Genomic DNA, 13364 nt, shown 5'->3' with positions numbered 1-13364 from the left:
TAATTTTTACACGCGCGCGTGTTGCCAACTTTGAAGGATAACCCGAATGGCCGAATTGTCGCGACGCAGATTGCTCAGCGGACAATGGCGTCATCAAACTGATGCGATCCGTCCCCCGTGGTCGCGTGAAGCCCCTCTGTTCCTTGCGGGTTGCACCCGATGCCAGGCTTGCGTCAACGCCTGCGAAACCGGCGTGTTGATCAGCGGCAGCGGCGGTTATCCCGAAATCGATTTCCAACGCGCGGAATGTACCTTTTGCCGACAATGCGCAGATGCCTGCGAAGCCCCACTGTTTTACCCTCCACAGCACCAACCCTGGCAACAAGCCGCGTCCTTTTCGGCCGTTTGCCTGGCGATGCAGGGGGTTGAATGTCGCAGCTGTCAGGACAGTTGTGAAACGCAGGCAATCCGTTTTCGGCCACGGTTGGGCGGCATAGCCCAACCGGCGCTCGAGGCGGCGGCGTGCAATGGTTGCGGTGCCTGTGTTACCAGCTGCCCGACCTCGGCGATTGCAATAACCCGGAGTGAAAATAATGAACAGTGAATGGCACGTAAGCGGGTTGATGGTGCAGGCTCGGCCAGAAAAATTCCCGGCGCTGATTGAGACGCTGCTGGCAATCCCGGATACAGAAATTCCGACACAGGACCAGCAGCAGGGCAAGTTGGTCGTCGTTATGCAAGCAGCAAGCTCTCAAGCGTTGCTGGAAAAAATTGAGTCGACGCGCAATCTGGAAGGCGTGTTGGCAGTGTCGCTGGTTTATCACCAGCAGGATGAGCAAGGTGAGGTAATGCCATGAAACTCAGTCGTCGAGACTTCATGAAAGCGAACGCCGCAGCGGCTGCTGCCGCAGCTGCCGGGCTGACGATCCCAACGGTCGCCCAAGCCGTGGTCGGTGGCGGTGACGAAATCAAATGGGACAAAGCACCTTGCCGTTTCTGCGGCACCGGGTGTGGCGTTCTGGTCGGTACCCAAAATGGCCGCGTCGTGGCTTCGCAGGGCGATCCGGATGCTCCGGTTAACCGGGGTCTGAACTGTATTAAAGGCTACTTCCTGCCCAAGATCATGTACGGCAAGGATCGTCTGACACAGCCAATGCTGCGTATGAAGAACGGGCAGTACGATAAAGAAGGTGAGTTTACCCCGATCGGTTGGGAGCAAGCCTTCGACATTATGGAAGAAAAGTTCAAAGGGGCACTGAAAGAGAAAGGGCCAGAATCGGTTGGCATGTTCGGCTCCGGCCAGTGGACGGTATGGGAAGGCTATGCGGCCTCCAAACTGTTCAAGGCGGGCCTGCGCTCCAACAACCTCGATCCGAACGCGCGCCACTGTATGGCGTCTGCGGTGGTCGGCTTTATGCGCACCTTCGGCATGGACGAACCGATGGGCTGCTACGATGATATCGAGCAGGCCGACGCCTTCGTGCTGTGGGGCTCCAATATGGCGGAAATGCACCCGATCCTGTGGTCGCGCATTACCAACCGCCGCCTGGGTAATGACAAGGTCAACGTCTCGGTACTTTCCACCTTCGAACACCGCAGCTTCGAGCTGGCGGATAACGGCATGGTGTTCACTCCGCAGACCGATCTGGCGATCATGAACTACATCGCCAACTATATTATTCAGAACAATGCGGTTGACCAGGATTTCCTCAAGCAGCACGTCAATATCCGCAAAGGGGCGACCGATATCGGTTACGGCCTGCGTCCAACTCACCCGTTGGAAAAAGCAGCGAAAAACCCGGGTAGCGATGCTTCCGAGCCGATGAGCTTCGAGGATTACAAGGCTTTTGTGGCGGAATACACGCTGGAAAAGACCGCCGAAATGAGCGGCGTGCCGAAAGACCAACTGGAAGCGCTGGCTAAGCTGTATGCCGACCCGAATGTGAAGGTCGTGTCTTACTGGACCATGGGCTTCAACCAGCATACTCGCGGCGTCTGGGCTAATAACCTGTGCTACAACCTGCACCTGCTGACCGGCAAAATCTCCAAGCCAGGCTGTGGGCCATTCTCGCTGACGGGTCAGCCTTCCGCCTGTGGTACCGCGCGTGAAGTGGGGACATTCTCCCACCGTCTGCCAGCCGACATGGTGGTAACCAACGAGAAGCACCGCCAGATTGCCGAACAGAAATGGCAGCTGCCAGCCGGCACCATCCCGGAAAAAGTCGGTCTGCACGCGGTCGCACAAGACCGTGCGTTGAAAGACGGCAAGCTGAATGCCTACTGGGTGATGTGTAACAACAACATGCAGGCCGGGCCGAACATCAATGAAGAACGTATGCCGGGCTGGCGCGATCCGCGCAACTTTATCGTGGTCTCCGATCCGTACCCAACGGTGAGCGCGTTGGCCGCCGACCTGATCCTGCCTACCGCCATGTGGGTGGAGAAAGAAGGGGCTTACGGTAATGCCGAGCGCCGTACCCAGTTCTGGCATCAGCAGGTGAAAGCACCGGGTGAGGCTAAATCCGACCTGTGGCAGTTGGTGCAATTTGCCAAACGCTTCAAGGTGGAAGAAGTGTGGCCTGCCGAGCTGATCAACCAGAAGCCGGAATACCGTGGTAAGACGCTGTACGACGTCCTGTTCGCCAACGGTGAAGTGAACAAATACAAGCTGGAAGAGATCCCTGCCGAACAGTTGAACGACGAGTCACGCGAATTCGGTTACTACATCCAGAAAGGGCTGTTTGAAGAATATGCCGGTTTTGGCCGTGGCCATGGCCACGATCTGGCCGCCTTTGATATGTACCATCAGGCGCGCGGTCTGCGCTGGCCGGTGGTGGATGGCAAAGAAACCCTGTGGCGTTACCGCGAAGGGACCGATCCTTATGTGAAAGCCGGTGAAAGCGTGCGCTTCTATGGCAAGCCAGACGGTAAAGCGGTGATCTTCGCACTGCCGTTCGAGCCTGCGGCGGAAAGCCCGGATCAGGAATACGATCTGTGGTTGTCAACCGGCCGTGTACTGGAGCATTGGCATACCGGGTCGATGACTCGCCGGGTGCCAGAGTTGCACAGAGCCTTCCCGGAAGCGGTGCTGTTTATCCATCCGCTGGACGCCAAGAGCCGCAATCTGCGCCGTGGTGACAAGGTGAAGGTACTGTCACGCCGTGGTGAAGTGGTCAGCATCGTCGAAACCCGTGGCCGTAACCGCCCGCCGAAAGGTCTGGTGTATATGCCATTCTTTGATGCCGCACAACTGGTCAACAACCTGACGCTGGATGCCACCGATCCGCTGTCCAAAGAGACCGACTACAAGAAGTGTGCGGTGAAACTGGAGAAGGTTTAAGGCCAACGGAATGAGCCAGCAACGAGATAAAACACCAGCCCGGCGGCGTTTCCTACGGGATGCCGCGCGCAGTGTGGCCGGATTGGCAGGGATTGGCGTGCTGCTGGGGTTGCAACAAAAGCAATCTCAGGCGCGCGATGGCCTGACGCTGCGGCCACCGGGTGCCCTGGCCGAAGGGGCGTTTGATAGCGCCTGCATTCGCTGTGGCCAGTGTGTGCAAGCCTGCCCGTACCAGACGCTGAAACTGGCGACGCTGTTGTCACCGAAGGCGGCGGGAACGCCGTACTTTGTGGCGCGGGACATCCCTTGCGAGATGTGTGAAGACATCCCGTGCGTGGTGGCCTGCCCGAGCGGTGCGCTGGATCCGAAGCTGACGGATATCGATCAGGCGCGGATGGGGCTGGCGGTGTTGCTGGACCATGAAAACTGTCTGAACTGGCAAGGGCTGCGTTGCGATGTGTGCTACCGGGTTTGCCCGCAGATCGACAAGGCCATCACGCTGGAGCTGCAACATAACGTACGCACCGGCAAGCACGCCATGTTCCTGCCAACGGTACACAGCCAGGATTGCACCGGCTGTGGCAAGTGTGAGCAGGCTTGCGTGCTGGAGCAGGCGGCGATCAAGGTGTTACCGATGGAACTGGCGCGCGGTCAGTTGGGTGAACACTATCGCTGGGGCTGGCAGGAAAAGCAGCGCGCAGGGCAATCACTGGTGCCGGAAGGACTCACATTGCCGGCACGCGGCGTAAAGGGAGGTGAATGATGGCTAATCCAGTCGCTCAAGCCGGGCGTGATGCCCGTTTGCGTCATGGCTGGTTGCGCAGCAATCGCTTCCTGATCCTGCGGCGTTGCAGTCAACTGTTGATCTTGCTGATGTTTCTCTCCGGCCCGCTGTGGGGCATCTGGATCCTGCGCGGTAACTACAGCGCCAGCCTATTGGCAGAGACGGTGCCGTTAACGGATCCGTTGATGATGCTGCAAAGCCTGTTGGCTGGGCATTGGCCAGCCTGGCTGGTGTGGGTTGGGGCGGTGGTGGTGCTGATCTACGGCCTGATCGGTAATCGGGTGTTTTGCGGCTGGGTTTGCCCGGTCAACCCGGTGACCGACCTGGCGGCCTGGCTGCGGCGCAAGTTAGGCCTGCGTCAATCGGCCAGCCTGCCTCGCTCCCTGCGCTACGGCATCTTGCTCGTCGTCCTGGTTGGCAGTGCCGTGAGTGGCACGCTGATTTGGGAATGGATTAATCCGGTGGCCTTGATGGGGCGCGGGTTGATCCACGGCAGCAGCGGGGAAGGCACATTAGCCTGGCTGAAAGGGCTGGGTGCCGCATTTGGTGCTGGCATCTGGTTGATTGTGGCGCTGTTTCTGTTCGATCTGCTGGTGGTCGAACATGGCTGGTGTGGCCATCTTTGCCCAATGGGGGCGCTGTATGGCGCCATTGGTAGCCAAGGCGTGGTGCAGATCAGCGCGGAGAACCGTGATAACTGTACCCGCTGCATGGATTGTTTTCATGTTTGCCCGGAACCGCAGATCCTGCGTGAGCCATTATTAGTCAAAAAAGGCACACCGCAGGTTGCCAGTGATGCCTGTATTGCCTGCGGACGTTGTATCGACGTTTGTGCAGAAAACGTATTCGAAATTAAGAGCAAATTTCATTATTCGGGAGCCAAAAAATGACCAGCAATGTCCTGAAAAAGCAGCTTTCCCTGTGGGGCGCGCTGTTAACACTGGTAGTTGCCAGTGCCGCGTTTGCCGCCAGCGATGTCGATCTCAAGCAATCGCCAGAGGTTTCCGGCACCGCTGAAGGGCAGATAAAAATGCCCAAGCAGCAGGAAAAGATGGCACTAAACTATGTCAATCAGCCGCCGATGATCCCGCATAGCGTCGACGGCTACCAGATTAGCAAAAACACTAACCGCTGCTTGCAGTGCCACGGCGTGGAGCACTACCGCACCACCGGGGCACCGCGCATCAGCCCGACACACTTTATGGACAGCGATGGCAAGGTACTGGGGGAAGTCGCTCCACGCCGTTATTTCTGTCTGCAATGCCACGTACCACAAACCGATGCGGCACCAATCGTCGGTAATGATTTCAAGCCAATGCAGGGCTTTGGGCACTAAGCGGGGGAGCTATGGCCGAACGTAATACCACAACATCCGAGAAAAAGGCCGGGCCGATCCGCCGGTTATGGCGCTGGTGGCGCAGGCCGAGCAGGTTGGCCCTGGGGACTTTGCTGCTGTTGGGCTTTGTAGCCGGGATCGTTTTCTGGGGCGGTTTCAACACCGGTATGGAAGCGGCCAACACCGAAAAATTCTGTATCAGCTGCCACGAAATGCGTGAAAACGTCTACGAAGAGTATATGGAGACGGTGCACTACAACAACCGCAGCGGCGTGCGTGCCACCTGTCCGGATTGCCACGTCCCGCACGAGTGGGGCCCGAAGATGCTGCGTAAGATGAAGGCTAGTAAAGAGCTGTATGCCAAGATATTTGGCATTATCGACACGCCGCAAAAGTTCGAAGAACATCGCTTGGCGATGGCCAGCAACGAGTGGGCGCGTATGAAGGCCAATAACTCGCAGGAGTGTCGTAACTGTCACAACTTCGAGTATATGGACTTCACCGCGCAGAAAACCGTGGCGGCCAAGATGCATGACAAAGCGATTACCGAAGGCAAAACCTGTATCGATTGCCATAAAGGGATTGCACATAAACTGCCAGACATGCACGGTGTGCCTACCGGTTTCTGATTCTGGTTGATGAAAACCCCGCAGCGCCGCAAGGCCTGCGGGGTTTTTTTGTTGCAAATCCGCCGCGGCTGCGCTTTGCTAGTGGCCAAAGGTTAGAGTGAATTGGCTCACGCAAGAAGGGAATATGTCGTCAAAAATTGAAAATATCAGAAAGCAGCTGTTGTCAGATAACTGGTACGTATTGAATAAGTACACTTTTGATTTGAAACGTAAAAATGGTGGCACCATCGAACAGGTTCGCGAGGTCTACGATCGCGGCAACGGGGCGACCATTCTGCTGTATAACCGCGCCAAGGGCACCGTGGTGCTGACCAACCAGTTCCGCATGCCAACCTACGTCAACGGCAATACTACGGGCATGTTGCTGGAAGCCTGTGCCGGGTTGCTGGATGACGATCAGCCTGAGCAATGCGCCCGCCGAGAAGCGGTTGAGGAAACCGGTTTTCAGGTTTCGCAGGTGCAAAAGATTTTTGAGGCTTATATGTCGCCGGGTGGCGTCACGGAAATCCTCCACTTCTTTATTGCCGAGTATCAGGATGATGAGCGGCAAACCAGCGGTGGCGGCATTGAGGATGAAGATATTGAAGTGGTGGAACTGCCGTTTGGTGAGGCCATTGCGATGATCGCTGACGGTCGTCTCAAGGATGGTAAAACCATCATGCTGTTGCAGTATCTACAGATCCATCGGGTGATGGAGTAGTTCTGATAATTAGAGGCAGGAAAAGGACACCTGATGAAATCAATTAGCGAAATTGCCATCGTTCCGCCCTTGGCGGCTATGGCTGAATTGCTGGCATCCGTTGACCCAGGGCTTTTGAAGAGAGGGGAGCAACTGGCGGCATCAAATTGCATCAGCAACGTCAAGATCCGGGATAATGGGGTGACCGCCGATGTCATGGGGAGTCGCAACTATCCCTATTTCGTTATGATCGCTGCGGGTGCCGAACTGCAATGCCGCTGTACTTGCCCGGCTGCCAATTCTTGGGCGGTTTGCAAACATGCGGTTGCCGTTGCCTTACGGCTTAGCCAGAGTACCGACCTGCCGCAGGATAGCGGCGATGAGCAGCTACTGCGTCGTTATCTTCTGCAAAAGCATCCCGATGAACTCATCACGTTGCTGCTGCAATTGCTGCGGAGCGACAAAAACGTGATGCGTGAGTGGCTATTCAAGGCCACGCTAGCACTCGAACCTTCCTCGCTAAAACAGCTCAAGAAGATGGTGAATAAGGCGTTGCCGAAGCGTAAAGCCTGGGATTGGAATGAAGCGGCGCAATATTTCTTTACCGCAGAGCTGCAGCTAGGTGACGTCTGGCTAGCGATGGAGCGGCTATCCATCGACGATCAGTGGTTGCTGAGTTGGCATGTGGTACAACGGCTGGACGAAGTGCTGGAGTTTATCGATGACTCTGGCGAGCGCGTAACCGCTATCCAGGAACAGCTTTTTGGTCAAATGTCGCAGATTTTTGACAAACTCGACTGGCCCGCAGTAAAGAAAGCACGGTGGCTGTTTGATCATTTGGACTGCAACGAATACGAGGTCTTTCCGACGGTTGGTGAGCACTTTGTTGCGACCGGTGAGGTGCAAACCCACCTGCTGGAATTATGTCACGATGCATTCGAAAAGTTGGCAACGGAGCTCCAGAGTGCAGATCAACCTTCGGAGCCCTCTTGGCATATGGAATGCTATGCCAAACCGTTGGTGAAAGCAGCCCAGCAAAGTGGTAACTGGCGTGAAGAGCTGCGCTTGCGATCGCTGTTGGCCCATGATTGGCATGACTTTCTGGCTCTCAGTAGAATTTGCCTTGCCCATCAGGAAGAGCTTGAAGCAGAAGATTGGTTACTGAGGGCGAAAAAAGCGACCACCGACGGCCATGTCCAAGCCCTCTGTTGCCAGCAAGAATTACGGATAAGGGTCGCGCTCGGTGAACACACTTCGGCATGGAAAATGGCGTGGAGATTATTTGAACAACAACCTTACTCTGAACAATATCGAGAGCTGCTTGCGGTACATGAAGAACTTGGAAAACCAGAGCCTGAACTACTAGCTAAAGTGGAACAGGTATTGCTCGGAAATCCGCATTTGCGAGGGCAACTGTTAGAGTTTTATTTTGAACATCAGCAGATCGAAAAAGCTAAAGATTGCATCAAGACAGGGGGTGGGTCGCAGGAACAAATACTGCGGCTGGCCGATTTGCTGACTGAGGATCAACCGGCTGAAGTGCTGGCACTGTATCTGCGGATTGTGGAAGACTTGATCAACAGCGCTAGCTATGAAAGGGCGACAACGCTGTTATTGCAGCTACAGGCTCGGCTCAAGGACAATCAGCATTCATTGAGTGATTTCAACCAGGCAGTGGCCCAATTAGCGACCGAGTTTCGTCGTAAGCGAAATATGATGACCCTGTTAAAGCAGCACTTTCCTTCTTGTTTGTAGGTGAGAGTAGTCTTGTTTTATTCGTTGTCTGGCCCCTCACCCCGACCCTCTCCCAATGTAGTCCTGGCTCTAATGAACACAGTGTAGGGGAGAGGGAGCGAGTTCGGAGTCGTAGGTAGGTACGGGGATAAGTTGTGGCACGTACAGTTCCCTCTCCCTGTGGGAGAGGGTTAGGGTGAGGGGGATTATCTCACCTGTTTTCAAAGTACTACAGCTGCGCTACCAGCATATCTTCCAGCTTCTGCTGGTCTACGGCGAACAGGCGGATGCCTTCGGCCAACTTCTCAACCGCCATGGCATCCTGGTTGTGCAGCCAGCGGAACTCGGCTTCGGCCAGTGGCGCGGGCTGGTGGAACCCTTCAACCGATGGCGTCAGTTTACGTTCGATAGGCTGATTGCTCTGCTTCAACTCTTCCAGCAGGTTAGGCGCAATGGTCAAACGGTCACAGCCGGCCAACGCCAGGATCTGCTCAACCTTGCGGAAGCTGGCACCCATGATCACGGTCTGATAGCGGTGCTGTTTGTAGTATTCATAAATGGCACGGACGGACTTCACGCCCGGATCCTGCTCGGCATCATAATTGGTCATCGGTTGTCTGGCCTGATACCAATCGTAGATACGGCCAACGAACGGTGAAATCAGGAACACGCCAGCTTCGGCACAGGCGCGAGCCTGAGCAAAGGAGAACAGCAGCGTCAGGTTGGTGTTGATACCTTCTTTTTCCAGCTCTTCGGCTGCCTGGATCCCTTCCCAGGTGGCGGCCAGCTTGATCAGAATGCGGGATTTATCGATCCCCTGGCTTTGATACATGCCAATCAGCTTGCGCGCTTTAGCCACGCACATACCTCGATCGAAGGACAGGCGAGCATCCACCTCGGTGGAGATGCGGCCCGGCACGCTTTTTAGAATTTCTACCCCGATATTCACCGCCAATCGGTCACTGGCATTAATCAACTGGGTTTCTTTGCTGCCGCCTTGCTGGCGGGCGTAGTCCAACGCTTCGGTGATCAGTGATTTATACTGCGGTAGCGCCGCGGCCTTGAGGATCAACGAAGGGTTGGTGGTGGCATCTTGCGGTTCGAACTGGCGGATTGATTCGATATCACCGCTGTCGGCAACCACCACGGTCAACTGTTTGAGTGCGTCCAATTGGTTCATTTATAGCTCCTTGTTTACCCGTCGTCTTTCTAGCCGCAGCGTTGTTGGCTGCATTCACTCACCCCAGTCACTTACTAAAGTAAGCTCCTGGGGATGAGTGAACTGGCCGCCTAGCTGCAACTTGAAATCCATAGGGTAAAGATAAATAAGAACGATTTACATTAATAGGGAAACACACTGCACCATTTAGTCAGTGAATGAAATGCGCTTTTTCTGATTGTTGCGATGGATAATAGCGATTAGGACGTATGCCACGTGATCCTGAGTCTGGAGGAAAGCGACGGGTTGAACAGATTTACGACGATTTCCCTCCCTTGTCCGTTGAGCGCTCGAACAACGCAAAGCAAACGACAGCCCCGTGGTCGCCGGTATAATTATGCTTATGGGATGGCCGCGCTAATCAGTAACGGTGGCTTTTTTACCTCGTTAATTAAATGGAACGCGTTATTCCTTTATTCCCCCAGATATTCATCTGGGCTCACGCGACTCACTTTTATTGAGCGTTCAAAAAGGCCGCGCAAGGGCGTGTGACTAAAAAACAGGAGGAGCTATGTCTAGCTTTGAGCCAGACGCCGTTGGCGTAATCATTCAGCGAGTCTGTGAATATCTGCAACCGGTATTCAATGCCCTGTTAGCCGGCAGCATGGCGTTATTGAAGGGCGCGTATCTGAATATGCCATTGCGCCACCGGTTATTAAATGCCGGCATTTGTGCCTTATTGGCATTAACCGTGCGTGACCTGTTATCGCTGATGGGGTTGGAGTTGGCATGGGCGAATACCATCAGCGTATTAATTGGTTTCCTCGGTGCGGATTACCTTGGTGAGTTAATTAAAAGAATTATTGGCAAAAAAACAGGATTTAAAAATGATAAGTGAAAAGTCGGAAATTAAATTTAACGCACGCAGCGAAACCAACCTGCTTGGGGTACATCCCGATCTGGTACGGGTGATGCGTCTGGCGCGGCGTTTTTCGCTGGTGCCGTTCTCCATTACCGAAGGGTTGCGCTCTATGGCCCGGCAGCGGGATTTGCTACGTGAGGGGAAAAGCCAGACGTTGAGAAGTCGCCATCTTACCGGGCATGCGGTCGACGTCGTGGCCATGCCTTCGGGGACAGTGTCATGGGAATGGGATTACTATGCCCAGATTGCGTCGGCGGTGCGGCGTGCGGGGCTGGAATGTGGTATCAACGTCGAGTGGGGGGGCGAATGGAAAACGCTGAAAGATGGTCCGCATTTCCAATTGCCGTTCAAAGATTATCCGGCTTGAACGGTCAGTGGTCACCCCTGGTGCACTAAAAACCGCTGCTTTTCTGTTCGTTTAACTTGCTTTTAACTTTTATTTACAAGTTTCGCCCAAGGTTATGGCACGCTTCAAAGTTTGTGACGATTCTCTCACTATACTAGTTCAGCGTTATTGCCTTACCTCATCATAAAAGAAGAAAGCAAAGGAACCCATAATGGACGAACAGCTCAAACAGAGTGCCCTTGATTTCCATCAGTTTCCTGTCCCAGGGAAGATCCAGGTATCGCCGACCAAACCGCTAGCCACCCAGCGCGATCTGGCCTTGGCTTATTCGCCGGGCGTGGCCGCTCCCTGTCTGGAAATTGCCGCCGATCCGCTGGCCGCTTATAAATATACCGCCAAAGGTAACCTGGTCGCGGTGATCTCCAACGGTACCGCGGTACTGGGGCTGGGGAATATCGGCGCGTTAGCCGGTAAGCCGGTAATGGAAGGCAAAGGGGTTCTGTTTAAGAAGTTTTCCGGTATTGACGTGTTCGATATCGAAGTCGATGAACTCGATCCTGACAAGCTGATTGACGTGATCGCCGCGCTGGAACCGACCTTTGGCGGCATCAACCTGGAAGATATCAAAGCGCCCGAGTGCTTCTATATTGAGAAGAAGCTGCGCGAGCGCATGAAGATCCCGGTATTCCATGACGATCAACACGGCACGGCGATTATTACTACCGCAGCGGTACTGAACGGCCTGCGGGTGGTGAAGAAAAACATCTCCGACGTACGTCTGGTGGTCTCAGGTGCAGGTGCAGCTTCCATTGCCTGTTTGAACCTGCTGGTGGCGCTGGGCCTGAGCAAACAGAACATCACCGTTTGTGATTCCAAGGGCGTGATTTATCAAGGCCGCGACGCCAAGATGGAAGAAACCAAAGCGGCGTATGCCATTGTGGATAACGGCCAGCGTACGCTGGGAGACGCCATTCCCAATGCCGATATTTTCCTGGGGTGCTCTGGCCCTGGCGTCTTGACGCAAGACATGGTGAAAACCATGGCCCGGGATCCGTTGATCATGGCGCTGGCTAACCCGGAACCGGAAATTCTGCCGCCGTTGGCGAAAGCGGTGCGCCCAGACGCGATTATCTGTACCGGCCGCTCTGACTATCCAAACCAGGTGAACAACGTATTGTGCTTCCCGTTCATCTTCCGTGGTGCGCTGGATGTCGGGGCCACCACCATCAACGAAGAGATGAAGCTGGCCTGTGTGCACGCCATTGCCGATTTGGCGTTGGCAGAGCAGAGCGACGTAGTCGCTTCGGCGTATGGCGATCAGGATCTCTCCTTTGGCCCGGAATATATCATTCCAAAACCGTTCGACCCGCGCCTGATCGTCAAGATTGCGCCAGCGGTGGCCAAGGCCGCCATGGATTCCGGCGTGGCGATGCGTCCGATAGAAGACTTTGACGCCTATGTAGAGAAACTGACCGAGTTCGTCTACAAAACCAACCTGTTTATGAAGCCGATCTTCTCCCAGGCGAAAAAAGAAGTGAAACGTGTCGTGATGGCCGAAGGGGAAGAAGAACGCGTACTGCATGCCACTCAAGAGATGGTCTCGCAGGGGCTGGCTTATCCGATCCTGGTGGGGCGTCCGAGTGTGATTGAAATGCGCTTGAAGAAACTTGGCCTGCAACTCACACCGGGCAAAGACTTTGAAGTGGTGAACAACCAGTCCGATCCGCGCTTTAATGAATACTGGGGGGAGTATTACCAGATCATGAAGCGCCGTGGCGTGTCGCAGGAGCAGGCTCGCCGTGCCGTGATCGGCAACCCAACGCTGATCGCCGCCATCATGCTACACCGTGGGGAGGCCGATGCCATGATTTGTGGCACCATCGGCAGCTACCATGAGCATTATGACGTGGTGGAGAAAGTGTTCGGCTTCCGTGAGGGGGTACACGTGGCTGGGGCCATGAATGCCTTGCTGCTGCCAAGCGGCAACACCTTTATCGCCGATACCTATGTCAATGACGATCCGACGCCGGAACAACTGGCAGAAATCACCCTGATGGCAGCGGATACGGTACGGCGCTTCGGGATTGAACCGAAGGTGGCGCTGTTGTCCCATTCCAGCTTTGGCTCTTCCAACTGCGCATCGGCGAGCAAAATGCGTAAAACGCTGGAACTGGTCAACCAGATGGCACCAGAATTGGAGATCGACGGTGAGATGCATGGTGACGCTGCGCTGGTGGAAAGCATCCGTCAGGATTTGATGCCGGACAGCCCACTGAAAGGCTCGGCCAATATCCTGATCATGCCAAGCATGGAAGCGGCGCGTATCAGCTACAACCTGTTGCGCGTCTCTTCATCTGAAGGTGTGACGGTCGGGCCGGTATTGATGGGCGTATCCAAGCCGGTACATATCCTGACGCCGATCGCCTCGGTACGCCGCATCGTTAACATGGTGGCGTTGGCGGTAGTGGAAGCGCAGACGCAACCGCTGTGATGGC

13 protein-coding genes are annotated in these 13364 nt (G+C 55.1%); 12 read left to right on the top strand and 1 reads right to left on the bottom strand.

All coding sequences use genetic code 11. The features are described from left to right. The first annotated feature begins 46 nt into the window (after positions 1-46). From napF to ACRDCA_RS26885, 9 genes are all read left to right on the top strand, one after another. Entirely contained in the window at positions 47-544 is a 498-nt protein-coding gene (gene napF, locus ACRDCA_RS26925; RefSeq protein WP_438692242.1) for a ferredoxin-type protein NapF, read from the top strand. Continuing rightward, a complete protein-coding gene (napD, locus tag ACRDCA_RS26920; RefSeq protein WP_438692512.1) occupies positions 531-797 on the top strand; it encodes a chaperone NapD in 267 nt (88 codons plus the stop codon). The genes napF and napD overlap by 14 nt, the downstream gene beginning before the upstream one ends. Then, the gene (gene napA, locus ACRDCA_RS26915; RefSeq protein ID WP_438692241.1) at positions 794-3280 is read left to right on the top strand and encodes a nitrate reductase catalytic subunit NapA; all 2487 of its coding nucleotides are present in this window, start codon (positions 794-796) and stop codon (positions 3278-3280) included. Before napD ends, napA begins: the two co-directional genes overlap by 4 nt. A 10-nt stretch (positions 3281-3290) precedes the next feature. Further along, positions 3291-4043 carry a ferredoxin-type protein NapG gene (napG, locus tag ACRDCA_RS26910; protein WP_025120799.1) on the top strand — a complete coding sequence of 251 codons (753 nt, stop codon included), beginning with the start codon at positions 3291-3293 and terminating at the stop codon, positions 4041-4043. Further along, positions 4043-4954, top strand: a complete 912-nt coding sequence (gene napH, locus ACRDCA_RS26905; protein WP_438692511.1) for a quinol dehydrogenase ferredoxin subunit NapH — start codon at positions 4043-4045, stop codon at positions 4952-4954. The genes napG and napH overlap by 1 nt, the downstream gene beginning before the upstream one ends. Beyond that, positions 4951-5400, top strand: coding sequence for a nitrate reductase cytochrome c-type subunit (napB, locus tag ACRDCA_RS26900; RefSeq protein ID WP_025120801.1), 450 nt, complete (start codon positions 4951-4953; stop codon positions 5398-5400). The genes napH and napB overlap by 4 nt, the downstream gene beginning before the upstream one ends. An 11-nt stretch (positions 5401-5411) precedes the next feature. Next, on the top strand, positions 5412-6029 hold the full coding sequence (gene napC, locus ACRDCA_RS26895; RefSeq protein ID WP_438692240.1) for a cytochrome c-type protein NapC: 618 nt from the start codon (positions 5412-5414) through the stop codon (positions 6027-6029). Between the two features lie 124 nt (positions 6030-6153). Next, the gene (gene nudK / locus ACRDCA_RS26890) at positions 6154-6729 is read left to right on the top strand and encodes a GDP-mannose pyrophosphatase NudK (RefSeq protein ID WP_438692239.1); all 576 of its coding nucleotides are present in this window, start codon (positions 6154-6156) and stop codon (positions 6727-6729) included. A 33-nt stretch (positions 6730-6762) separates the two neighbouring features. Further along, entirely contained in the window at positions 6763-8463 is a 1701-nt protein-coding gene (locus ACRDCA_RS26885) for an SWIM zinc finger family protein (RefSeq protein WP_438692238.1), read from the top strand. A gap of 208 nt (positions 8464-8671) precedes the next feature. Here the strand turns inward: ACRDCA_RS26885 and tal are convergent, their stop codons facing one another. Then, complete coding sequence (gene tal, locus ACRDCA_RS26880; RefSeq protein ID WP_438692237.1) at positions 8672-9622, bottom strand: transaldolase; 951 nt, start codon at positions 9620-9622, stop codon at positions 8672-8674. A gap of 550 nt (positions 9623-10172) precedes the next feature. Between tal and ACRDCA_RS26875 the strand changes: the two genes are divergently transcribed. The 3 genes from ACRDCA_RS26875 (at position 10173) to maeB (ending at position 13360) form a co-directional block, all read left to right on the top strand. Continuing rightward, positions 10173-10499, top strand: a complete 327-nt coding sequence (locus ACRDCA_RS26875; RefSeq protein WP_438692236.1) for a phage holin, lambda family — start codon at positions 10173-10175, stop codon at positions 10497-10499. After that, positions 10489-10890: a M15 family metallopeptidase gene (locus ACRDCA_RS26870; RefSeq protein ID WP_438692235.1), complete on the top strand. Its 402-nt coding sequence runs from the start codon at positions 10489-10491 to the stop codon at positions 10888-10890. Before ACRDCA_RS26875 ends, ACRDCA_RS26870 begins: the two co-directional genes overlap by 11 nt. Positions 10891-11080: 190 nt before the next feature. After that, positions 11081-13360, top strand: coding sequence for an NADP-dependent oxaloacetate-decarboxylating malate dehydrogenase (gene maeB / locus ACRDCA_RS26865; protein ID WP_438692234.1), 2280 nt, complete (start codon positions 11081-11083; stop codon positions 13358-13360). The last annotated feature ends 4 nt before the right edge of the window (positions 13361-13364 follow it).

It is taken from the genome of Serratia sp. (in: enterobacteria), assembly GCF_051654945.1.
Lineage (GTDB): Bacteria > Pseudomonadota > Gammaproteobacteria > Enterobacterales > Enterobacteriaceae > Chania.
Note: the sequence above shows the minus strand (reverse complement) of the source record. Positions and strands in the feature narration are given on the sequence as shown.